Raw genomic sequence first — 21,621 nt, forward strand, 5'->3', positions numbered from 1 at the left:
AAAACATCTCGTTTACGAGACATGAAAGTGGAATCGGCAGCACTCAACGGACAAAAGTTACCCCGGGGATAACAGGCTTATAGCTTCCAAGAGTTCACATCGACGAAGCTGTTTGGCACCTCGATGTCGGCTCGTCGCATCCTGGAGGGGAAGCACCTTCCAAGGGTTGGGCTGTTCGCCCATTAAAGCGGTACGCGAGCTGGGTTCAGAACGTCGTGAGACAGTTCGGTCCCTATCTGGTGTGGGCGTTAGGAAATTTGAGAGGAGTGACTCCTAGTACGAGAGGACCGGAGTGAACGAACCTCTGGTGTACCGGTTGTTCTGCCAAGGGCATTGCCGGGTAGCTACGTTCGGAACGGATAAGCGCTGAAAGCATATAAGCGCGAAGCCGACCTCAAGATTAGATTTCCCCATTAGACCCCATGTAGACTACGTGGTTGATAGGCACTAGGTGTAAGGGCAGTAATGCTTTCAGCCGAGGTGTACTAATGGTCGATCGACTTTTTACTTATTTTTGTGAGCTTGGCCTTCGGGCTGATATCGCAAAAATTGAGATTTGTTTGACTAGCAATTTGGGCACGTAAACTTGAGAATCGAGTAGGTTGCAGGATTTATCGTGCAGCTTGCCCGGTGCTTATGGCGAGAGGGCCACACCCGTTCCCATCCCGAACACGGAAGTTAAGCCTCTCTGCGGCGATGGTACTGCATTAGCGGGAGAGTAGCGCGGTGCCGGATTAATCAAAAACCACCCTTTACGGGGTGGTTTTTGGCGTCTAAATTGTCATCGTGAGTATCGCGCGGCCATCTAATAGTGAAGTTGCTTTTCTTTTGCGACTATGAGAAATTTGAGGCAACTAGGAGGGAATTCAAATGCCGATGCCAGAGGGCTCAAACCCCGGAGAAGACGAGCTAAAGGGTTTAGGCCCCAATGAACTAGCTCAAGCTAGAAAATACGCTTCGAAAGAAGATTGGTCTGCTAGACAAGTTGAAGGTGACACTGAGGACAAAGAAGCGGCTGAAGCTAATGAAGAAACCTTGGCTCGTGCCGCTAATATGATAGTGAAGAATACGGGTGAAAAGCTCCCAGACGAGCTAAGATCAGCACAGAAGACCGCTCGGAAAGAGGCCGATGAACTGAGAGATTCTCTGCAGACTAACACAGACATCAGAGATGCTAACCTTTGGCGCTCAGAGCAACATTTCCGTAAAGACGAAGAGGGCTACAAAGAGCAAGCCATCAAAGACGCGAGAGAGGCAGTTAGTGAGGCCCACCCCGACGGCATTGACGTGAAGTACCCACCCTATACAGACGAAACTCCACCAGAAGTTAAATAGCTGAAAGATTCTTAACAAACCCACCCTTTACGGGGTGGTTTTTGGCGTCTAGGCAAGCTAAGATAAGCATAATCGTGATAGCCTTGCCTTATTCTATCTTGCGCCATCCTAGGTTTAGGATCGTGACTTTTATTCTGCTCGCAGTCCTAATGGCTGCTATCGGAATCTATTTGATTTATCACGCTCGGGCCACCAATGCTGACATCAATAATGACGGCAAAGTCGACGTCAGCGATCTTTCAATTCTGGCCAGCAATTATGGTTTGGGCGGGAAGACCTTTAGCCAGGGTGATCTCAACGGTGATGGTTATGTGACCATTCTAGACATCTCGATTCTAGCGGCCAATTGGGGCAGGATAACCATTTCGCCGCCGTCTAGTATTAACACAGATTGCTCGACCGACGTCACCGACGCCATGCAAGCCTGGTTGGATAGTGTGCCCAACAATTCAGTCATTGAACTAAAACCCGGGGCCTGCTATCGGTCCGAAAATACACTAGCCCTCATCAATAAAACCGGGATTATTCTAAACGGCAACGGCGCCACCATCAAAGCCATAACCGATGGATCTGGTACGTCTAATCGCTATAAGAACGACCCCGATTGGCCTAGAAACCGCTACCATCTAGGAATCATCACAAGCACTAGCATTCAAGTTAATAACTTGAAGATTATCGGCCCTAATCCCTCGAACGTTTATCTTGGCAACGGTAATTTTGATGATACTTGCTACAATCAAACCCTAGAGGCTCAACACGGCATCATTGTTGATAGCTCTTCCGGCGTCGTTATCGATGGAGTGACGATAAATAATGTCTACGGAGACTTCGTTAATTTTACTGGCGGCAGCGAAGCTACTTGGTCTAACGGGGTAACGCTCAAGAATTCAACACTAAGCAAAAACGGCCGGCAAGGCCTCGGGCTGACTGGCGTCAAAAACTTAACAGTCAATAATAATACAATAGATAACGTTTGCCGGACGGCGCTGGACCTTGAACCCAACTCGGATACTGGCGGGGTCACAGATGCGGTATTTCAAAACAACACTTTTGGGGCTGTCCGCTTCAGTTTCTTCAGCGCTGGTGGCAGGAGTGCCAATATTCACCGCATCACCATCCAAAACAATAACGTTCAGCGCTTTAGCTTTAGTGCTGAGACAGGACCGCTGGCGTTGCCGTTTGGTCGCCGCAGTGGTTTTTATGTCATCGGTAATACTCGGGGCGATCCGGGGATTAATGAAGACAACATGAGTTTTGTGGAAATTGATGACATCATTGTCTCGGGTAATCACAACTTCTATCAATCACCCAAAACCGCTAAAGAAGGGGTCACCCTAAATGACACTAACCAGGTTAAGGTTTATCGCAATGACTTCAATAACTCGCCGGCGCCGCTGGGGCTAGTTGGGACCAATACCTCTGTAATTGAATGCGAGAACAAATCTAACGGCGTCTATTTGCCTACTTCATTAGTACCTTGCCCAGGTGGGTTATAAACCATAAGTAAAAAAATCGCTTATGCTATTGACAGCATAACCGCATTATGCTAGAATTTGCCCAATTTGGTGGTGCCAGCGTCCTCAACCAAAAATCATAAGCATTATGGCTAGCTTTTTGTTGAAACGTCCAAAGGCAGATGAGGGTCCGCTGTGGCACCATATAAAGTAATTAAGCACTAAGGAGTTGACTATGTCAGGCACAAACCTAGGTGGCACTAAGGCTGCTAAGACCAACAAGCAACGCTACGGGCTGAACTTCTACCAAGAAATCGGCCGCATGGGTGGTAAAAAGAGTACGGGTGGAGGCTTTGCCAAAAACCCTGAACTGGCTCGCGAAGCCGGCCGCAAAGGCGGCTTGCGATCACGCCGCTCAAAGAAAAGCGAAGCTAGCGACCAATTAGCGGCTTAAAGCCACTAAACTAAAAAAGACCCCTCGGGGTCTTTTTTAGTTGTGAGCTAGCCTGGGGCGCTCGAAATTATCTATGACTGTGCGTTTAACGCGGCTGAGTTGATTTTGATTAGTGGTCCACCTGGAGCCACAAATGAAGCAGCTGAAGCTGTGACGGCCGCTCTGGAGGCTAAAGTTATCACAACTGGGGCAGGTCGCCCGTTTGCTCAGCCATTCGTCGTAGCTGGCGATGCAGCGGTTAATGTGGGCCTCATCGATTTTAATGCTATAAGTCATAGCCATCCGGCGGACAAAGTCCCAGGCGTCCATTTCCATGGTTAGAAGTTGCATATCGTAGGTGTAATATTTATGACCCAGATAAGCGTGGCCGATTTCGTGTAATAAGCCGATTTTACCGTCGTTACGCTTCAAGCGCTTAGGGTCATAAGTAATGGTTTGAGCTTTGGGTGAGTACATAAAAAACCTTCCAGGGACGAATGTATACTCAGGAAAGTTCTTCAAAAAATCCAAAATTGTGCACCCTCCAGTAGCCAATTACAGTATAGTTTTGCGGCCACTTGCTGTCTAGCATTAGAGCAATAGCCGCTCGGCCTGGCTGGCCAGGAGTAGAGCACCAATAACCGGGGCCGTTTCAACATACTTGGCCAGCTTAATTGGGGGGATGCCATAGCGAAAATCGGCCGCCATATAGTGAGCCAAGGGTCTCGCAAAACGGCGCCAGTGGACGCTAACCCCACCTGCTAGCACCAATACATCAGGGGCGTAGACGGCCACTAACGAACTCAAACCCGCGGCCAAATGCTGAGCGATTTGATCCCAAGTTTTGGCGTCATGAATCTCGTAAGCAAACTTGCCGTATTGGCGCTTGATAGCGCGACCTGAAGCCAGGGCCTCAAAGTGGCCGCGAGCGCCACAGCTGCATTCAGGACCATCTTGAGCGATCGTGATATGGCCGGCCTCAATGTTTCTAGCGGCTCCATGATAAACTTGGCCATCCGTGATCAAACTAACACCAATACCAGTGCTGATAGTGACGTAGAGGACCCTTTGGTAGTCTTTGCCGGCACCCAAAATGGCTTCGGCCAGGCCGCCGCAAGCAGCATCATGCTGCACGACTACATTGGCGTGAAGGCTGCGTTCCAAACCGCGCTTAATCTCGACGTTATGCCACGGCAGATTAGGTGGCGTCAGGATGACACCTTTATGGAGATCCAACGGCCCGGGAGTTGAGACACCAATGCTGGCCACCGGCCGACCGGCTGAGACCTGATGCACCAATTCAATCATGGCCGCGAGGGCTGCCCGCGGGTCTTTGGGGGTGGCGATTTTGTGCGAGCGAATCATCCGGCGTCCGTCGTTTGAAGCCGCTGCTAGCAGCTTGGTACCGCCGATGTCGATGCCAACATACATACATGTATTGTAGGCCGAAAAGCCATGATAATCCAAAACCTTAAGCGAAATAAGCGAGAAGTGTGTTGACAAAAAAATGCAATTGTGTTAGACTCTTAAACCATACCGTGATTATTGCCGAGGTGGTCCCAGGTTGGGGCTTTGTAAGTTTGGTATATGAGTGCTCACCTCCTTATATGCCATGTACCTTCCAAAAGCCCCATCCTCGGATCGGCTCACAAATGGCTCTCAAGTTGCTTGGGATGCGGCGCGCAAGCGATCCCTTCCTCAGCAGCTTGAGGGCTTTTTGATTGCTAATCTTTACAGATGGGGTGTCATTAGGTTAGAATAAGCCTAAATCGCCGCCGCATTTTGGGCGGAGAAAATTTGTTCGAAGGAGGAAGCCAGCCAAGAGGGCTGGCCCTGTCTACTATGCCTAGTAAAAGTAAAATCGAAAATCCAACCATGGAGGAGCTGTTAGCTGAGCAACCGGCCGTTGGCATGGCCGTGGGTGATGTGGCCGAAGGGACTGTGATTGCGGCCGAAAAGCATGAGGTCTGGTTAGACCTTGGCATGCGTGGCACCGGTCTAGTGGTCGGTCGCGAAATTGAACAAGCTAGTGATATCAAGCCGGGCGACGTTATTAGTGCTAGCGTGTTAGAACCTGAAACTGAGGGTGGTTACGCCGTTTTAAGTCTAAAGAAAGTGGCCAAAGAAAAGGGCTGGGAAGTCCTGGAGGAACGGGCTAAAACCGGCGAGGTCTTCAGCGTGCATCCCTATGATGCCAACAAAGGTGGCCTCTTGATCGAGGTCGAAGGCATCCGCGGATTCTTGCCAGTTTCGCAATTATCAGCCGAAAACTATCCCCGAGTATCTGGTGCCGACAAAGATGAAATCTTACATCGCTTGGTTAGCTTAGTTAATAAACCCTTGCAGGTTAGGATTCTGGACGTCAATCGCCGCGAGAGCAAATTGATTCTATCGGAGAAAGCCGCTCGGCGCGAGGACACCGAAGGCAAGGTGGCCAAACTGAAAGTCGGCGATGAAATTGAAGGTGTTGTAACCGGCGTAGTCGATTTTGGCATCTTCGTTAACGTCGATGGCATCGAAGGCTTGGTCCACATATCGGAAATCGCTTGGGACCGAGTTGAGAGCCCCGCCAAATACGTCAAAGTCGGGGATAGCGTCAAAGCTAAAATAATTTCGATTGATCGCGATAAACTGTCGCTTTCAATGAAACAGCTCCAGCCCGATCCTTGGCTCAAAGAAATTGCCAAACTGAAAGTTGGCGATGAGGTTGAGGGCAAAATCACGCGGATCACACCTTTTGGCGCCTTTGTCCAAGTTACCCCTGCCATTGAAGCTCTGGTGCACATTTCGGAACTGAGCGACGAGCACGTCGAAGACCCCAACAAATTGGTCAAGCTGGGTGAGAATAAACAATTCCGCGTTATTGCCATTGATCCGGAAGCTCACAAACTTTCCCTAAGCTTAAAAGCCAAAACCACCAAACCCCGGGCCAAGGCGGCTAAGAGTGAGGACTAGTGGCCGAAGTTCGGCGAATGTGTCGAATTTGCCGGCTGCACCATCCCAAAGCTGAAATGACTAGATGGGTCATTGACCGAGGCGAACCAAAACCAGACCCAAAACAAAATCAGCCCGGCCGAGGGCTCTACACCTGCAGCCCAGAATGCGCCACCAAATTAACCAAACTAACAGGTCTTAAACGATGAGTGAAACGACAGATCAGTTAAAAAGCGTGGAACTACCAGCCGTTATTTCGGTCGGCGACTTTAGTCAGGCCCTGGGTCTGCCAGTCACTAAGGTGATGGCTGAACTAATGCGCAATGGTGTGATGGCAACCATCAACGAGCAGATTGATTTTGACACTGCGGCTATAATTGCCAGCGACTTGGGTTTTGAAGCCAAGCCAGAGGCCGAGGTGGCTAATGTGGCGTTGCCCCAAAGCGATCTGCCTAAAGGCGAGGGTGCACCCAGGCCGCCAGTAGTGGCCGTTATGGGCCATGTTGATCATGGTAAAACTTCTTTGCTCGATGCCATTCGCAGTGCCGATGTGGCCTCGGCCGAAGCCGGCGGCATTACTCAACACATCGGCGCCTACCAGGTCAAACGCAACGACCGGCTGATTACATTCTTGGACACACCGGGGCATGAAGCCTTTTCGGCTATTCGAGCTCATGGTGCCAGAATCACCGATGTAGCCATCATTGTGGTAGCCGCCGACGACGGGGTTAAGCCTCAAACCAAAGAGGCCATTCGATTTGCTAAAGAGGCTGGTGTTCAGATAGTGGTGGCAATTAATAAAATCGACAAACCCGGAGCCGATGTTAATCGGGTCAAGCAAGAACTCAGTGAACTCGAACTGGTCCCAGAGGATTGGGGCGGCCAAACGGTGACAGTCGAAGTCTCAGCCAAAAGTGGCACCAACATCGATAAATTATTAGACATGGTCTTGCTGGTGGTTGACCTAGAAGACTTACGGGCCAGAATTACTGGTTTAAGTGATGGCGTAGTGGTCGAATCTCATTTGGAAAGCGGCCGCGGCCCGGTAGCCACCCTCCTGGTTAGTAATGGCCAGCTGGATATCGGTGACGTTATCGTCTCCGGTGCCACCTACGGCAAGATCCGGAGCTTACAAGACTACCTAGGCCATCGGATCAAGCACGCTACCCCCGGGACCCCGGCGGTGGTAACTGGACTCAAAGCCGTTCCGGCCTTTGGTGATCCGTTCCGCGAGGTCGAGGACGAGCGTCAAGCCAAAGTCGATACCGTAAACGTAGCCCGTCAGAGCCAGGTCAAGAGTTTAATGGGGGTTAAAAAAATCGGCTTCGAAGAAATTAAAAGTGCGATTACGGCCGGTAAGGTCAAAGAGCTCAATATCGTCATCAAAGCCGATGTCCAGGGTTCGCTGGAAGCCCTATTGGAAAACCTGGGCAGCCTGCGTAATGAAGAAGTCGGCGTTAAAGTTGTCCAATCCGGGTTGGGCGACATTGCCGAATCAGACGTTACTAGTGCTAAGACGGCCAGTGCGCTCCTGATCGGCTTCAACGTCGGCATCAGCTCACCGGTGCGTCAATTAGCGATCAGAGAAAACGTTAAGATCCAACAGTACAAGGTCATCTACGAATTACTAGATGATATTCGCAATGTGCTCTCTAGCATGCTTTCGCCTGAAGTCATCGAAACCACCGCTGCCAAACTGGAAATTCTAGGTGTCTTTAAAACCACCAAGACCCAAGTCGTTTGTGGCGGCCGAGTTACTAGTGGCAAAGTAGAGCCAAACCTCGAAATCAAAATTTTCCGCGCTGGGCAAGAGGTCGGGCGCGCCAAATTAGCCAGCTTGCAAAAGAATAAGCAAGCCGCCAAAGAAGTCCTAGAAGGGGAGGAGTGTGGGTTGAGTCTTAATACCACCACTAACATTGAACTTGGCGATGAGCTCGAATTCTACACCACCGAGGAACGGTCCCGTAGTTTATGAGTCAAAGAACCGAAAAGGTTAAAAGTCTGTTGCGCCAAAGAGTTGCAAGTGAACTGAGCCAAGCCATTGGGCCCGGCTCAGCCAATATTACGGTGACGGCTATTGATGTCTCCCCAGATTTAAAACAAGCCACTGTCTGGTTAGGTCTGCTGGGTCAGCCCAAAGATCAAGAGGCTCTTTGGCAATCAGCTGAGGCTGTGCGCCCAGATGTTCAAGCTGCGGTGGCTAGCGTCATGACCACCAAGTTTGTACCGAAATTGGTTTTCAAACGCGATCTCAGCGGCGACTACGCTCAGCACATCGAATCGATTATTCGAGAGCTTTAGCGCTTTTGTGATATAGTTTAGGCAAATAGGAGGCCCAACCTGATGCCAGGGGAAACCAACCCGACGCCGGATGAAATTACCGCCGAAATTGATCGAAACACCATTCAAAGCGACCGAGAAGAGGCTGGCGAAAAAGCCGGATATATCCTAGACAAAGATCTAGCTCGGGCCATGGCCGAAAAACAGCTCGAAGTTCGCAATGAGGCTGAGGCCAAGGAGGCTGAGCTTAAGGCCAACCCAAATAATGTTCGCAAAACCGATAACGAATTAACCAAACGAGCCAGGACTCGCGTCGAAAAAATCTTATCCAAAAGTCAGTCCGAGGGCGAAGCTGCTGGTCGGGCTCAGGTTGAAAGCGGGTTGAAGGAGCGGGCCAAGAAAGAGGCTGGCTATGAAGCCAATGAGGACAAAGCCTTTGAAATGGCTTCGGCCGAATACGCTGATCGGACCATGGCCGATAACCTGACAGATATTGGTAGCCCGGATCTAGCCAAGGGGCGAGTTGAGCAAGCCAAAGCTCAAGGCGAAAAAGCTGGGCAAACTTATAAAACTGAAATGGATAAGGCGCTAACGGATGTTGATACGGTTAGTCGGGGGCCAGCTGGTGGTCGGGCTACCCTGCGGGGCGAACAAACCAAAATAACTGACAGCTACATTGAGGCTGTGGCTGGTCGTGGTGCTCAGCCGGTTTTCGAGATGGATAAGGGCCGAGGATCGACCAAAATTCATGAAAGCTATTATCAAGCGGGGGTCAACGCCGAGACGGTCTCAGTCGTGCGCCAAAACGCCCGCACCGGTGAAGTTATTTCGGTTCACACTATGAAGCTTGAACGAACACCATTTACTAACAAAAGGGGAGTCAAAGTACCTTCTGGCGCGCTGCAGCAGGCTATGCAAGAGCCTAGGGCTAAGGACAAAGAGTTGGGTGGCCAAGCCATTTCCGGCCGCGGTACGCCACTGGAGTTTCCACCCGGAGCTTCTAGTGTCGGCGAACTTAATTATTTGCGCCAGACCGGTTTTGGCTATAACCCCGGTGAGCAGTTTAGCCTTGGCCGAACTGAATCGGCCTTGAATGAATACCGCAAAAAGCAACGCCAGCAATCTCGAGCCTCCTTTTGGGATCGCCTGTTTGGCGGCTTATAATTTACGGCCGGCTAGGAACTCTCTGCCGGTCATTTCGCGTTTGCCAGCCGGTTTGAGGCGCTCAATAACTAAGGCACCGGGATTGGCATAGACAGCCAAATCTTTATTAGCTGTTACAAAAACCTGCCCAACAGGGCCGTTGGTAGGTTCGGTGTGGGCTTTGGTGATGGCCACATCAGTTTGCAAAAGATTAGTATAACTACTAGGCCACCCCAGATAAGCTCGAACCTCGCGTTCGATTTGGACGGCCGGTTTATGCCAATCGATCAGGCCATCGGCTTTGGCTAATTTGTGGGTAAAGGTCGGTTGGCCAACTTGAGGTTTGGGTTTGATGCTACCGGCTAAATAGTTGGGTACAGTTGCGATCAGCATTTGGTTAGATAACTTAACGAGGTTGTCGGTTAACTCAGAAATAGTTTCGTGGCCAGACATTCGGTAAGTTTGCTGGACTAATATCGGTCCCTCGTCCATGCCAGCAGTAATTAGCATAATGGTCACCCCGGTTTCACTAGCGCCCTCTAGGATGGCTGGAGTAATCGGATCGGGTCCCCTCCACTGGGGCAAGAGCGAGTAGTGGCTATTCAAAATTCCCAGGGGGAAGGCATCAATAGTCGGTTGAGAAACGATGATGCCGAAATCAACCACCAAACCAGCCCTCGAGCTAAATTGCGCCAATTTAACTTGCTGCTCCAGCTCAGCCTTGTTGTCAGCGCAAATTACGGGAATTGAATGCTGGCGGCCCCAGACCTTAACCGGATGCTCAACTAGTTTGCCATGGACCTCGCGATCCGGGCGAGTGATTATGGCCTCTAAATCAAAAACACCACCTAAACCCTGGAGCGTAGCTAAACTAACGGGTCCAGTACCAAAAAAAACCAGTTTGGGTTTAGCTGTCATCGCGGACGGCCTCGACCGGCGTAAACTTACCCGAATCTTGGAGCTGGAAGAGATCATTCGGGCTTTTAATGTGGTCGATAAATAATAAGCCTTTGGTGTGATCAATCTCGTGCTGAAAAACTCGGGCCAAAAAGCCATGGGCGGTCAGGCGAACTTCTTTGCCATCAAGATTCAGAGCCTTAACTTTAACTTTAGGGTAGCGCTCAATTTTGCCGTAAATATCCGGCACACTCAGGCAACCTTCCATATCGTGAGTGGGTTCGCCTTCACGTTTAACAATTTCGGCATTTATAAAAACCATGAAACTAGTGTTAGCGCGATTTTCAAAATCTTGGCGAATAATGATTAAGCGATAGGCCTGAGCAACTTGAATTGCCGCCAGAGCCGCACCCAATTCGTGCGGCCGGGATTGTTCCCAGTCCAAGGTGGCGGCGATCATGTTTTCGGCTAGCTGGCGGATCGAAGCATCGACATGACCAATTTTGGTCGATCGTTGCCGGAGCTTGGGATTAGGGAGGTGAATAATATCGTCTTTGGTCATATTAGAGCAGGTTAATGGGGTCTAGATCGCTGGTCCAACCAGTTGGAACTTGCCGGGCAACCTCGATTAAGTTCTGGCGCCGGCGAGACTTGGCAATGATTTGCCAGTGATTTTGGCCGCTGGCAAATTGGCGAAAGGCCGGGGCCGGGCCAGTCACGATAATGTTCGGATTTGCGGACAAGTCTCGAGCCAATTTGATTCCAGCAGTTTTGGCAGTGGCTTCAGATTTGTGACTGTAACTTAATTTTAGCAGATAGTAGTAGGGCGGGTAACCAAGTTCCTGACGCTCACTCAACTCACCGTTGGCAAACCGCCAATAATCATCATGTGCCAGAGCTGCAATGGCCTGGTGATTGGGTGAATAAGTTTGAATAATAGTCCGACCTGGGTGGCTGCCTCGACCAGCCCGGCCACTGACTTGGGTTAATAAATTGTAAGTCCGCTCAGTAGCACTGTAGTCGGGGAGGTAAAGCGAGGTATCGGCAAGCACTACGCCAACGGTTTCCATGGCAGGCAAATCTAGTCCTTTGGCAATCATTTGGGTCCCGATTAGGACATCGATCTGGTGATTGTTAAGGTCTTGGTAGAGTTGGTCAAGGTTGGTTGAATTCAGGCTATCCTTATCGAGTCGCATGACCCGAGCTTTAGGAAAAACCAAATGTAACTCATCTTCAACCCGCTTGGTTCCAAGGCCCAAGAAACGCAGTTCGGCCAGGCCACAGTTGGAGCAGACGGCCGTGGGAGCCTTTGAGTAATTACAAATATGACAGAGCATTAGGGCTCGATCGGCATGAAAGGTCAGGGGCAAGCGACAGCGTGGGCAGAGGGTTACATGCTGACAGTTGGTACAGAGCTGGCTGCTGGCACTACCCCGGCGGTTTAAAAAGAGTAGGGCCTGGCGCCCTCGTTCAAGCGTTTCATCCAAATGGCTTAAGAGGGTTTGGGAAAAGATTTTGTGGCCGCGAAATTCGCTAGGGTCTTTTAGATCAACGATAATCGGCGGTGCTGGGGCAATTTGGTTATAACGCTCTCTTAGCTCAACTAATTTTATAACTCCTTGTTTGGCCAAAAAGGCCTCGCGCAACCCCGGAGTGGCGCTGCCGAGTAATAACTTGGCTTGGTGTAAGTGCGCCAGTTTTGCCGCCACAATGGCGGCCTCATAGCGCGGCGCTTGCTCTTGCTTGTAAGAGCTTTCGTGGCATTCATCGATGACAATTAACCCCAGCTGCTTAATTGGCAAAAACAAGGCTGAGCGCGGCCCGACCACAATTTGGGGGTCGCTAGATTCTAGAACCTGGCGCCACACCCGAAAGCGCTGAGCCTCTGTTAGACCAGAATGGGTCAGCAAGACCTGATTACCAAAACGGGTGCGAAAACGAGCCTCGGTTTGGGGGGTCAGGGCGATTTCTGGCACCAAAATGATACTCGAGCGTCCGGCGGCTAGGGTTTGTGTGACAATCTCCAAATAAACCTCGGTTTTACCGGCACCGGTCACACCGCGCAGCAATATAGTGGTTTTATCGCTTGAAGCGATGGCCTGAACAGTCGTAGTTTGTTCTCCAGTCAACTTTGGTATCTTGATTTCGGATTTAGTAGGCGACTTTTCGGTCGTGGCTCGGCGGGTTTTGAGGGCCCCGGCCGGAATGATGGTTTGCCAAGCTGCGGCGGCATCGCAGGCATAGTAGTGCCACAACCAATCGCCAAGCTCGACTAGCTGTGGTGGCAGGGCAGCCAGATCCAAAACGCGCTCCACTGCCTTAGTGGTAAAACTGGGTTTTGGCACGCTACTCAAGATAACCCCAGCCATTCGCCTCTGCCGCAGGCTAACTTCGACCAGCTGGCCAACCGCCAGCTCCCGCTCAGCGTGGTAGGTCAGGCCAGCACCGCCGGTGGGTTGAGTTACTCCAACCAAATAATAATGTCTTGCCATAGGGTTATTATAGAGGAAGCCGACACCTTAGGCTGCGCCTAGAGGCTAGAAGCTCTAGATTGACGCCAGCAGGCCGTCTGGTTATAGTCCTTGCAAGAGCCATGACAACAAAGACCAAACTCATTTTAATTGGAATTTTAACCCTGATAGTTGCGGTGCTGGCCTATCCCAAAGAGGATAGCTTACTGCATAAAATCGGCTTTAAACATTCACACCTCCAAGTTCGAGAGGGCCTTGATTTGCAGGGGGGTGCTCATTTGGTCTATCAAGCCGATTTAACTCAGACTAAAGCTAGCGATCAGGCCGCTGCCATGGCTTCGCTCAAGGATGTTATTACTAAGCGAGTTAATAGCGTTGGTACCTCAGAAACCAATGTTCAACAGCTTGGCTCAGATAAGATTATCGTTGAATTACCAGGAGTAACTGATGTTACCGCAGCTGAGAATCTGATTGGCCAGACTGCTAATTTGGTTTTTCTGGAAATTGATCCCAAAACCCAAGGCGCTAGCGACACTGGGATTTCAGGCAAGGACGTTCAAAAAGCTACGGCTGACTTTGATCCCCAAAGTGGTCAACCAATTGTGACGCTGCAAATGAAATCGGGGGACTCAACCAAACGTTTCGGCCAAGTTACCACCCGCATCAACCAAACCGGCACCCAGCTCCTAACCCTACTGGATCAGGATCCGATCTTTGGACCCGCGACCGTCTCGAGTCCGATTACCGATGGCAAAGCTCAGCTATCGGGTAATTTCGACGTCAAAACCGCTAAACGCATCGCTCAATTAATTAACGCTGGCGCCCTGCCGGTACCAATCCACCCGGTCCAACAACAGACGGTCGGGCCGACTTTGGGTCGGGAGTCGGTTCGCCATAGCTTGGTAGCGGGTGTTATCGGGCTGGGTGTAGTGGCCCTGTTTATGATTATGTATTATCGCTTGGCCGGCGTGGTGGCTGTGGCGGCGCTCGGAATTTACACCGCTCTAACACTAACAATCTATAAACTGAGCGCTTTTACGCCTTACGGAATAGTTTTAACACTGGCAGGTATTGCCGGCTTCATTTTAAGTATTGGTATGGCGGTTGATGCCAACATTTTAATTTTCGAGCGGATGAAAGAAGAATTGCGGGCCGGCAAGAGCTTTGTAGCGGCAGTTGAGGCTGGCTTTGATAGAGCTTGGCCCAGCATCCGTGATTCCAACGTCTCAACCCTAATTACTTGCGTGATTCTGTACTCATTTTCGAGCTCAATTCCAATCATCCGCGGTTTTGCTGTGACGCTTGGATTGGGAGTCGTCATCAGTATGTTTACGGCCGTGGTAGTGAGCCGAACTTTCCTGCGGGGCATCATCATGACCAAAGTTGGCAAGAACCCTAAACTCTACGGATTAAAGCTGGAGGAGTCGCCCAAATGAACATCATTGGCCGCCGCCGAATCTGGTACTCGATTTCATTAGCAGTCATTTTGCCAGGGCTAATTTCGCTAGTGGTCTTCCATTTAAAGTTGGGTATTGATTTCAAAGGCGGCTCCTTGCTCGAAATTCAAGGTGGGGGGAATGCTAGCGCCATTACGGCTCAGGCCAAAACTTTGGGTTTTCAGGACGTAACTGTTACCTCTGGCAGTGGTGAACATTTGCTAATTCGCTACCGAGATCCCGGCAGCCCAGATCAAGCCGAAGCCCGTCACAAGGAATTCAAGGCTGCCTTAGCCACTACTGGTTTGAGTGAAATTAGCTATAGCACGATTGGTTCAAGTGTTAGCCGCGATATTACCCGCAATGCCTTGCTAGCAATTGCCGCAGCCTCATTTGCCATCGTTTGCTACGTGGCCTTTGCCTTTCGTAATGCGCCACCGCCGGTCAGCCCGTGGAGTTTTGGCGTTACCGCGATAATTGCCTTGTTGCATGATGCCTTCTTTGTACTAGGTGTTTTTTCGCTGCTAGGACACTTCTTTGGCATCGAGGTTGATGCCTTGTTCGTGACTGCGGTTCTAACCGTTATTGGCTTTAGTGTCCACGATACCATTGTGGTGTTCGACCGCATTCGCGAGAACTTGCGCCGCGAACGGGCCAGCTTTGAAACCGTCGTAAACGATAGCATTCTGGAAACCTTCGCCCGTTCCATTAATACTTCGCTAACCGTGCTACTAACGCTTCTAGCGCTCTTCCTCTTCGGCGGCGAAAGCATTCGCTACTTCGTGCTAGCGCTATTAGTCGGGGTAGCATCCGGTACTTATTCATCGATCTTCAACGCCTCACCACTGCTAGTGAGCTGGCACAACTATAAATTGAAGCGAGCTAAAGCCAGGCCATGAGTCTTCAATTCGAACTAATGAATTATGGTATCGTCAGTATATGATTGAGCACGAAACAGGTAACGAGCGACAGCCTACAAGCCGTGGTGCGGGTATTATCTTTCATATCAAGCCCACCGATCAATTGATGTTTTTCTTGCGAGACGATCGGCCCGATATATCATGTCCGGGCATGATTGATATTATTGGTGGTCACCTTGAAGGTGACGAATCCCCGGAAGAAGCTGCTCGTCGGGAAGTCGGTGAAGAATTAAAAGACAAAGATACAGGTCAGTCCTTTGTAGCGAGCGACATTAAGCTCTTCAAAACTTGGGTTGATGATAGGCCTGGAGAGCATAATGTATTTGTAGCTGAGCTAGATAGTGTACCAAATCTTAGAACTGACGAGGGTCAGGGCCTGGTTTTTTTGACTAGAGAACAAGCTCGCAGTACTAATTTTGCATATGGTTATAGCGAAGTGGTTAATGAATATCTCGATTCTCTTGAGGCAACTTCGGAAAACCCAGCTTCGTAGTTTAGTGTTCCCAAATCCTGGCGATACCAACGCCTAGCTGCGGTTCCGGTTTGCTCTTGGCTCTGGCTTTTTTCTTGTTCAAAGAGGCCAATGTGCCGCAGTCGGTACAGAAGAGGCCATAGGTTGTAGCGAGGTTTTTGGGGTGGGGGCAATTGTTCATAATCTTTACACCAGCTAGTAACAATGGTAACATAGCATAAGCGAAATCCAAGAGGTGGACGTAGCTGTAGGAGGGCCTGGATGCTCGATCTCTTTATCACATCCAAAACGCGGCGTAAGATTATTACGTTATATACCAAGTATCCGGATTTTCGGATACATGTGCGCGGTTTGGCCAAAATGATTAAAGAAGATGCTGGCAATGTTCAGCGCGAGCTCCAACGCCTAGAAAAGGCCGGTTTTGTCAAAAGTGCCAAGGAGGGTAACTCCAAGGTTTACTTTGCCAACCAGCACTTTAAGCTCTACCGAGAGCTCCAAGGCATAGTCTTAAAATCTCAAGTGAGGCATATAAAAGCATAAAAACCCCAACAAAATGTTTAAAAAATTCAGACAAAAAACTAACCAAATAAATATCACAAGCAAGTACCAACTCCGCAATCTCTACCAACCCGAACCGCCGGCCAATTTTGTACCCCGCAGCGATCCCAGCTTTGCGGGACTGCGTCGTTGGATTTAATTAAACTCAGCCTGGCAGTACCAACGGGTTGTGCTAACCTAGGGGTATGCCTGAAGTTAGACAATCCACCCAGTTATCAGCTCTGGTAGCGCAGATTTTGGCTCAGCGCGGTTATACCACGCCGGGTCAGATCCAAGAGTTCCTGGATCCTGATTATAATAGTGGGCTGCATGATCCATTTTTGTTAACCGGAATGGCAGCGGCGGTTGAGAGAATTATTAGCGCCATTAAAAATCGCCAGTCAATTGGCATTTACGGTGATTACGACATTGATGGCTTGACTGCCAGTGCCGCTATGCTGGACTTTCTGAGTAGCCTGGGCGCCAAGGCTGAGGTCTACATTCCTGATCGATTTGAAGAAGGTTATGGCATAAACACCGAAGCCTTAACTAAACTCAAAGCCAAGGGCATTGATCTAGTCATCAGTGTTGACTGTGGTATTACCAGTTTGGCTGAGGCCGATTGGGCTAGGACCAACAAGCTTGATTTAATTATTACTGATCACCACTCGGTGCCGGATCAACTGCCGCAGGCGTTAGCGGTTATCAATCCCAAACAACCTGGCGACAATTATCCCTTCAAGGATCTGGCTGGTGTTGGGGTGGCCTTTAAGTTGATTCAAGGTATCCAACAAAAGTTGGGGCGGCCGGAGCCCGGCCAGGAAAAGTGGCTGCTTGATCTAGTGGCCTTGGGTACGGTTTGTGATGTCGTGACTTTGGTCGGTGAGAATCGCCTGCTGGTGAAATATGGGCTAAAAGTTATGGCCAAAAGCCGTCGGGTGGGTTTAAAGGCGTTGGCCGATGTGGCGGGTATCGATCTGGGTGGAATTTCTAGTTATCACTTGGGCTTTATGCTTGGCCCCAGACTAAATGCGGCTGGCCGGTTGGAGCATGCCCAAAAGGCCTTAGCCCTATTAACGGCTACTAATTCTAGTGAGGCGGGGCAACTAGCGGACTATCTTGATGGCTTGAACCAAGAGCGGCGTGACCAGCAGGCCCAAATTTTGGCCGAAGCTGGGACTCAGGCCGAACGCTACCAAAATGATCCCATCTTAGTACTAGCTAGCCCAGATTGGAGCCATGGCATAGTGGGGATAGTAGCTTCAAAACTAGTTGAGCGGTGGCATAAACCAGTTCTGATCATGCAAATTATGGGAGATTTGGCCAAAGGATCGGCTAGGAGCACAGCAAATTTCAATTTGATTGAAAACTTACGGAAGCTAGACGAGCGCTTTGTTAAACTGGGCGGCCATCATTTTGCCGCTGGCTTCACAATTAAGAGCGCCGATATCGAAAAACTCCGCGCAGAGTTGATTGAACGAATGGCTGCTGCAGACCCGGCGCGTTCAGAAGGAGAAGAGGCTGACCTTGAGGTCGATAATTTTAGTAGCTTGAAGCTCGATTTAATTCGCGAAATCGATTTACTAGAGCCCTTTGGCAATGGTAATCCTAAACCTATCATTGCCATCCCAAACCTGAAAGTGGTTAGGGTCGGCCAGGTTGGAAAAGATCAAAAACACCTTAAACTGGCCTTGGCTGATACCGGCGGCGAAACTCTAACAGCCTTGGGCTTCAATATGGCTGATCGTCACCCCAACCTCAGCATTGGGCAGTCGATTGAGGTTAAAACGCAGCTAGTTTCGAACGCTTTCTTTGGCCAGCCCGAACCAGAATTAGTTCTGATAAGCTTGCAATAAAAACGAATTTTGAATAAATAAGTTTATCAATTAATTTTCGTACTCAAATTTAATAACATTTGTGTTCAGAAATCCGCAATTTGCGCCCCTCCATCAAGGATGATACGCTTGCGGTCTAGACAGCGGTGGAGTAGCGATGGCTAAGAATAAGTTTCAAAATGTTCGCGGAATGCCCGACATTCTGCCTCCAGATCAACCTCGTTACGAGCAGGTAATGGGGCTTTTTGAGGTTTTGGCCAGCGACGCCGGCTACGAGCGCATCGATACACCAATCATTGAAGATTCAGGGCTATTTGAGCGCAGCGTTGGCCAAGAAACCGACATTGTGTCCAAGGAAATGTACACCTTTAGTGATAAATCGGATAATCAGTTAACGCTTAGGCCAGAGCCAACTGCCGGCGTTGTTAGGGCCTACATTCAGCATGGTATGGCTTCACTGGCGAAGCCAGTTAAGTTATTTGTAGCCGGGCCAATGTTTCGCTACGATCGGCCGCAGGCCGGCCGTCAGCGCCAATTTACCCAAGTGGGGGTAGAGGTCTTCGGCGAATCAAACCCGAGCATTGACGCCCAGGTGATTATTTTGTCGCATCGCTTTATTACTCAATTAGGGTTAAGGGATGTTTCGGTTCAAATCAATTCGATCGGCGATGAAGTTTGTCGACCAAAATATAAAACCGCTTTGGTGGAATATTTGGAAGGCCAAAAATCCCAGCTGTGTGAGGATTGCCGCCAGCGACTTAAAACCAACCCGCTCAGAGTTCTAGATTGTAAGGAGCCGGGATGTGTGAAGGTGGTGGCAGGAGCACCCCAGATCCTGGATTTTCTCTGTAAACCCTGCCGGGCTCATTTTACCGGAGTATTAGAGTACCTGGATGAATTTGAGGTGACCTACGAGCTCAATCATCTCTTAGTTCGAGGGTTGGATTACTATACACGGACCGTTTTTGAGCTCTACGGCACCAGAGAGGGGGCTCAAAGTGCCCTGGGTGGAGGTGGCCGCTACGATAAGCTGGTCGAAGAATTAGGCGGCCAACCAACCCCAGCTGTTGGCTTCGGCTTAGGCGTCGAACGCATCATCATCGAACTTGATCAAAATAATGTCCCAGTGATCAAAAGCACCGGTCGCAAGGTCTTTGTGGCAAGCCTAGGTGAGCCGGCTAGACTAGCTGGCTTCAAACTAATCGAAGAGCTGCTGGATGCCCGGGTCGGCGCCGTGGGCGTGATTGATAAGGACGGCATCGCTTCACAGCTGACCAGGGCCGATAAATTGGGTGTGCCTTTTGCCATCATCATTGGTCAAAAGGAAGTTTTTGATAAAGTCGTGATACTAAGAGATATGACTTCCGGTGCCCAAGAAATGATCCCGCGCAATAAGATCGTTGGCGAATTGCGCAAACGCTTCGACCAAAAATAGACTAGCTAGTTGACAGTTAGAACCAAAGTGGTTAATCTATCTTAGTTCTTGTGGTCTATTCGCCAAGGGGGCGTGGTGGTACAAACCAGTCGTTATGTACATGTTCGGACGACTACCAGGCAAATGGCTGAGGAGCGCCAAGAGCTGATAGAGACGAGATTGTATCAGCTCAAACAGCTGTGCCTTGAGCAATCGATCGATCGCCTCGGAGGGCAGTGGGTCAGCGAGATGATAGGCGTATGTGCCATGCGACGGTTGGAAGCAATATTGGAGCTTGAACCAATCGTCCTTCCGGGGGAGCGGCCGGTCCAATCAACGTATCAACGGCCCAGCCGGCCAACTCGGGAATACATGATCGCCGACCTGAGGGATTCTGGCTACAAAGGCAAGTTGAGGTCGTTGAGCACCCGAAAGCTCTACTGCCTCTGGCGCCAACGCTGCGATGAAGCTAGCTAGTCGCATCGGCCCTAGTCCATACCCCGTCCAAGTGACGGGGCTTTACTTTTTTAGCTATAATACTGGTTATGAAAGACTGTTTGTTTTGCCAGATTGCTGGTGATAAATCTAAACTGGTTTGGGAAAACGCTATCGCAGCTGCCTTCCCGGATATCAACCCTAAGGCGCCAGTCCATGTATTGTTAGTGCCCAAAAAACATATTGAGAGCTTGGATCATTTGGAAGATCCAACTCTTGGTGGGCAGCTGCTGGAAGCTGTAGCGGCTTGTGCCAGGAGTTTGGGTATTGGCGGTGGCTACCGGGTGCAAATCAACGTCGGGCGCACCGGCGGCCAGATCATCGATCATCTTCACATTCACATCATGGGCGGCCAGCGCTTCCGGGACTAAGCGTCTTGATAAACAGCTCCTGGTATAGTAGACTACTCAGGTTAGAATCATTACTCACCCAGGAGGTGAACTAAACTTGTTACAAGTTACCCGTAAAGACGACCGCGAAAGTCTCGAAAACCTAATCCGACGCTTTAATAAAAAAGTTCAGCAGTCGGGTGTTTTGGGTGTGGCCAGACGCAAAAAATATTTTGAAAAGCCTCTAAGTAAACGCGAACAGCGCGAGATTGCAATTCGCAAACGAGCTCGCAAAGAGATTAAGGCCAAGCAATACCTAGGAATCCGTTAATGTTGGTTGATCAAATCAATCAGGAAACCACCCAGGCTTTGCGCGATGGAGCATCCGACAAGTTGGCGGTTATGCGCTTAATTAAAACCAGTTTGAAGAACGAAGAAATCAAACAAGGCCACGAGTTAGCTGATGGCGAAGCTATGGCGGTGTTAATCAAAGAGGCCAAACAGCGTCGTGATTCAATTGCGGCATACGAAGGCGCCGGGCGAGGTGATCTGGCCGCGGCCGAATCGGCTGAGCTGGACATCATCCAAACCTATTTACCAAAGCAATTAAACCCAGACGAACTCAAAGCGCTAGTTAGCGAAGCCATCACTGACGCCGGCCCCAATCCCCAGATGGGAGCCATTATTGGTGCCGTCAAAGCCAAGGCTGGTCCGAGTGCCGATGGGTCAGAAATCGCTAAATTAGTTCGCGAGAATTTAAGTTAGTGGCCCTCAAATTAGCCCTTAGCGGCCCTTTACCCAAGGGCGTTAAAAAGGCTTTACTAGAAGCTGTTATCACCGCTCTAAATGCCACGGCGCAGAATCTGCCAAACGGCACAATTAACCTTAAGCTAGTTGACGATAGCGAGATTCGAGCCTTAAATAAGAAGTATAGCGGCAACGATTACGCCACCGATGTGTTGAGCTTCAATTACTTAGAAGATGGGGCAGAGCCGGGTGGCGAAATCGGCGATATGGCGATAAGCCGTGAGACGGCCGAACGCCAGGCCGCTAAAGCCGGTACCGATCTAGAAACCGAAATCGTTTTGCTCTTCATCCACGGCTGCCTCCATCTGATCGGACTTGATCACGCCGACTCAAGCGGCCGTAGGCGAATGGAGATCATCCAGGCCGGGCTGATGCACGATTTAGGATTAACCTATAGGAACTTTGAATGGGATTCATCCGCAGCCTAAC

Annotated in this window: 22 protein-coding genes and 2 rRNA genes; 19 read left to right on the top strand and 5 right to left on the bottom strand. The window is 50.0% G+C overall.

Annotation, left to right across the window (positions count from 1 at the left end; genetic code table 11):
• From VLE72_00835 to VLE72_00855, 5 genes are all read left to right on the top strand, one after another.
• A 23S ribosomal RNA gene (locus tag VLE72_00835) occupies positions 1–509 on the top strand; the annotation flags it as partial.
• 117 nt (positions 510–626) lie between these two features.
• Positions 627–735 (top strand): 5S ribosomal RNA (rrf, locus tag VLE72_00840).
• Positions 736–870: 135 nt separating this feature from the next.
• Complete coding sequence (locus tag VLE72_00845; GenBank protein ID HSX14443.1) at positions 871–1,335, top strand: hypothetical protein; 465 nt, start codon at positions 871–873, stop codon at positions 1,333–1,335.
• Positions 1,336–1,484: 149 nt separating this feature from the next.
• Entirely contained in the window at positions 1,485–2,831 is a 1,347-nt protein-coding gene (locus VLE72_00850) for a right-handed parallel beta-helix repeat-containing protein (protein HSX14444.1), read from the top strand.
• Positions 2,832–3,024: 193 nt separating this feature from the next.
• Positions 3,025–3,243 carry a KGG domain-containing protein gene (locus VLE72_00855; GenBank protein HSX14445.1) on the top strand — a complete coding sequence of 73 codons (219 nt, stop codon included), beginning with the start codon at positions 3,025–3,027 and terminating at the stop codon, positions 3,241–3,243.
• 36 nt (positions 3,244–3,279) lie between these two features.
• On the opposite strand, the gene VLE72_00860 is transcribed toward VLE72_00855, so the two are convergent.
• Together VLE72_00860 and VLE72_00865 are read right to left on the bottom strand one after the other, a co-directional pair.
• Positions 3,280–3,699 carry a hypothetical protein gene (locus tag VLE72_00860; GenBank protein ID HSX14446.1) on the bottom strand — a complete coding sequence of 140 codons (420 nt, stop codon included), beginning with the start codon at positions 3,697–3,699 and terminating at the stop codon, positions 3,280–3,282.
• 114 nt (positions 3,700–3,813) lie between these two features.
• Positions 3,814–4,653, bottom strand: a complete 840-nt coding sequence (locus VLE72_00865; protein HSX14447.1) for an ROK family protein — start codon at positions 4,651–4,653, stop codon at positions 3,814–3,816.
• Positions 4,654–5,064: 411 nt separating this feature from the next.
• Between VLE72_00865 and VLE72_00870 the strand changes: the two genes are divergently transcribed.
• The 4 genes from VLE72_00870 to VLE72_00885 all read left to right on the top strand — a co-directional run bounded on the left by VLE72_00870 (position 5,065) and on the right by VLE72_00885 (position 9,600).
• Entirely contained in the window at positions 5,065–6,177 is a 1,113-nt protein-coding gene (locus VLE72_00870; protein HSX14448.1) for a S1 RNA-binding domain-containing protein, read from the top strand.
• 184 nt (positions 6,178–6,361) lie between these two features.
• Positions 6,362–8,131: a translation initiation factor IF-2 gene (infB, locus tag VLE72_00875; protein ID HSX14449.1), complete on the top strand. Its 1,770-nt coding sequence runs from the start codon at positions 6,362–6,364 to the stop codon at positions 8,129–8,131.
• The gene (locus VLE72_00880; GenBank protein HSX14450.1) at positions 8,128–8,457 is read left to right on the top strand and encodes a ribosome-binding factor A; all 330 of its coding nucleotides are present in this window, start codon (positions 8,128–8,130) and stop codon (positions 8,455–8,457) included. Before infB ends, VLE72_00880 begins: the two co-directional genes overlap by 4 nt.
• A gap of 42 nt (positions 8,458–8,499) precedes the next feature.
• On the top strand, positions 8,500–9,600 hold the full coding sequence (locus VLE72_00885; protein ID HSX14451.1) for a hypothetical protein: 1,101 nt from the start codon (positions 8,500–8,502) through the stop codon (positions 9,598–9,600).
• Here the strand turns inward: VLE72_00885 and VLE72_00890 are convergent.
• From VLE72_00890 to priA, 3 genes are read right to left on the bottom strand one after another with little or no spacing between them, the layout of a single operon-like run.
• Positions 9,595–10,497, bottom strand: a complete 903-nt coding sequence (locus tag VLE72_00890) for a methionyl-tRNA formyltransferase (protein HSX14452.1) — start codon at positions 10,495–10,497, stop codon at positions 9,595–9,597. The genes VLE72_00885 and VLE72_00890 overlap by 6 nt on opposite strands.
• Complete coding sequence (def, locus tag VLE72_00895; GenBank protein HSX14453.1) at positions 10,487–11,038, bottom strand: peptide deformylase; 552 nt, start codon at positions 11,036–11,038, stop codon at positions 10,487–10,489. Before def ends, VLE72_00890 begins: the two co-directional genes overlap by 11 nt.
• A gap of 1 nt (position 11,039) precedes the next feature.
• On the bottom strand, positions 11,040–12,968 hold the full coding sequence (priA, locus tag VLE72_00900; protein HSX14454.1) for a primosomal protein N': 1,929 nt from the start codon (positions 12,966–12,968) through the stop codon (positions 11,040–11,042).
• Positions 12,969–13,069: 101 nt separating this feature from the next.
• On the opposite strand from priA, the gene secD reads away from it, so the two are divergent.
• The 10 genes from secD to ybeY all read left to right on the top strand — a co-directional run bounded on the left by secD (position 13,070) and on the right by ybeY (position 21,620).
• Positions 13,070–14,383, top strand: coding sequence for a protein translocase subunit SecD (gene secD, locus VLE72_00905; GenBank protein ID HSX14455.1), 1,314 nt, complete (start codon positions 13,070–13,072; stop codon positions 14,381–14,383).
• On the top strand, positions 14,380–15,282 hold the full coding sequence (gene secF / locus VLE72_00910) for a protein translocase subunit SecF (protein ID HSX14456.1): 903 nt from the start codon (positions 14,380–14,382) through the stop codon (positions 15,280–15,282). The genes secD and secF overlap by 4 nt, the downstream gene beginning before the upstream one ends.
• A gap of 40 nt (positions 15,283–15,322) precedes the next feature.
• Complete coding sequence (locus VLE72_00915) at positions 15,323–15,796, top strand: NUDIX domain-containing protein (protein ID HSX14457.1); 474 nt, start codon at positions 15,323–15,325, stop codon at positions 15,794–15,796.
• Positions 15,797–16,036: 240 nt separating this feature from the next.
• Positions 16,037–16,315 carry a winged helix-turn-helix domain-containing protein gene (locus VLE72_00920; protein HSX14458.1) on the top strand — a complete coding sequence of 93 codons (279 nt, stop codon included), beginning with the start codon at positions 16,037–16,039 and terminating at the stop codon, positions 16,313–16,315.
• Positions 16,316–16,518: 203 nt separating this feature from the next.
• The gene (gene recJ / locus VLE72_00925) at positions 16,519–18,168 is read left to right on the top strand and encodes a single-stranded-DNA-specific exonuclease RecJ (GenBank protein ID HSX14459.1); all 1,650 of its coding nucleotides are present in this window, start codon (positions 16,519–16,521) and stop codon (positions 18,166–18,168) included.
• A gap of 136 nt (positions 18,169–18,304) precedes the next feature.
• Entirely contained in the window at positions 18,305–19,582 is a 1,278-nt protein-coding gene (gene hisS / locus VLE72_00930) for a histidine--tRNA ligase (GenBank protein HSX14460.1), read from the top strand.
• Positions 19,583–20,106: 524 nt separating this feature from the next.
• Positions 20,107–20,427, top strand: a complete 321-nt coding sequence (locus VLE72_00935; GenBank protein HSX14461.1) for an HIT domain-containing protein — start codon at positions 20,107–20,109, stop codon at positions 20,425–20,427.
• 76 nt (positions 20,428–20,503) lie between these two features.
• Positions 20,504–20,716 carry a 30S ribosomal protein S21 gene (gene rpsU, locus VLE72_00940; GenBank protein HSX14462.1) on the top strand — a complete coding sequence of 71 codons (213 nt, stop codon included), beginning with the start codon at positions 20,504–20,506 and terminating at the stop codon, positions 20,714–20,716.
• Positions 20,716–21,150 carry a GatB/YqeY domain-containing protein gene (locus VLE72_00945; protein ID HSX14463.1) on the top strand — a complete coding sequence of 145 codons (435 nt, stop codon included), beginning with the start codon at positions 20,716–20,718 and terminating at the stop codon, positions 21,148–21,150. Before rpsU ends, VLE72_00945 begins: the two co-directional genes overlap by 1 nt.
• A complete protein-coding gene (gene ybeY / locus VLE72_00950) occupies positions 21,150–21,620 on the top strand; it encodes an rRNA maturation RNase YbeY (protein ID HSX14464.1) in 471 nt (156 codons plus the stop codon). The genes VLE72_00945 and ybeY overlap by 1 nt, the downstream gene beginning before the upstream one ends.
• The last annotated feature ends 1 nt before the right edge of the window (position 21,621 follow it).

This window comes from Candidatus Saccharimonadales bacterium, from assembly GCA_035480635.1.
Taxonomy (GTDB): Bacteria; Patescibacteriota; Saccharimonadia; order UBA4664; family DATIHN01; genus DATIHN01.

Excerpts from the sequence above, each read along its gene's own strand:
- VLE72_00845 (HSX14443.1), top strand. The coding sequence starts at position 871 with ATGCCGATGCCAGAGGGCTCAAACCCCGGAGAAGACGAGCTAAAGGGT.
- VLE72_00850 (HSX14444.1), top strand. The coding sequence starts at position 1,485 with ATGGCTGCTATCGGAATCTATTTGATTTATCACGCTCGGGCCACCAAT.
- VLE72_00855 (HSX14445.1), top strand. The coding sequence starts at position 3,025 with ATGTCAGGCACAAACCTAGGTGGCACTAAGGCTGCTAAGACCAACAAG.
- VLE72_00860 (HSX14446.1), bottom strand. The coding sequence starts at position 3,699 with ATGTACTCACCCAAAGCTCAAACCATTACTTATGACCCTAAGCGCTTG.
- VLE72_00865 (HSX14447.1), bottom strand. The coding sequence starts at position 4,653 with ATGTATGTTGGCATCGACATCGGCGGTACCAAGCTGCTAGCAGCGGCT.
- VLE72_00870 (HSX14448.1), top strand. The coding sequence starts at position 5,065 with ATGCCTAGTAAAAGTAAAATCGAAAATCCAACCATGGAGGAGCTGTTA.
- infB (HSX14449.1), top strand. The coding sequence starts at position 6,362 with ATGAGTGAAACGACAGATCAGTTAAAAAGCGTGGAACTACCAGCCGTT.
- VLE72_00880 (HSX14450.1), top strand. The coding sequence starts at position 8,128 with ATGAGTCAAAGAACCGAAAAGGTTAAAAGTCTGTTGCGCCAAAGAGTT.
- VLE72_00885 (HSX14451.1), top strand. The coding sequence starts at position 8,500 with ATGCCAGGGGAAACCAACCCGACGCCGGATGAAATTACCGCCGAAATT.
- VLE72_00890 (HSX14452.1), bottom strand. The coding sequence starts at position 10,497 with ATGACAGCTAAACCCAAACTGGTTTTTTTTGGTACTGGACCCGTTAGT.
- def (HSX14453.1), bottom strand. The coding sequence starts at position 11,038 with ATGACCAAAGACGATATTATTCACCTCCCTAATCCCAAGCTCCGGCAA.
- priA (HSX14454.1), bottom strand. The coding sequence starts at position 12,968 with ATGGCAAGACATTATTATTTGGTTGGAGTAACTCAACCCACCGGCGGT.
- secD (HSX14455.1), top strand. The coding sequence starts at position 13,070 with ATGACAACAAAGACCAAACTCATTTTAATTGGAATTTTAACCCTGATA.
- secF (HSX14456.1), top strand. The coding sequence starts at position 14,380 with ATGAACATCATTGGCCGCCGCCGAATCTGGTACTCGATTTCATTAGCA.
- VLE72_00915 (HSX14457.1), top strand. The coding sequence starts at position 15,323 with ATGATTGAGCACGAAACAGGTAACGAGCGACAGCCTACAAGCCGTGGT.
- VLE72_00920 (HSX14458.1), top strand. The coding sequence starts at position 16,037 with ATGCTCGATCTCTTTATCACATCCAAAACGCGGCGTAAGATTATTACG.
- recJ (HSX14459.1), top strand. The coding sequence starts at position 16,519 with ATGCCTGAAGTTAGACAATCCACCCAGTTATCAGCTCTGGTAGCGCAG.
- hisS (HSX14460.1), top strand. The coding sequence starts at position 18,305 with ATGGCTAAGAATAAGTTTCAAAATGTTCGCGGAATGCCCGACATTCTG.
- VLE72_00935 (HSX14461.1), top strand. The coding sequence starts at position 20,107 with ATGAAAGACTGTTTGTTTTGCCAGATTGCTGGTGATAAATCTAAACTG.
- VLE72_00945 (HSX14463.1), top strand. The coding sequence starts at position 20,716 with ATGTTGGTTGATCAAATCAATCAGGAAACCACCCAGGCTTTGCGCGAT.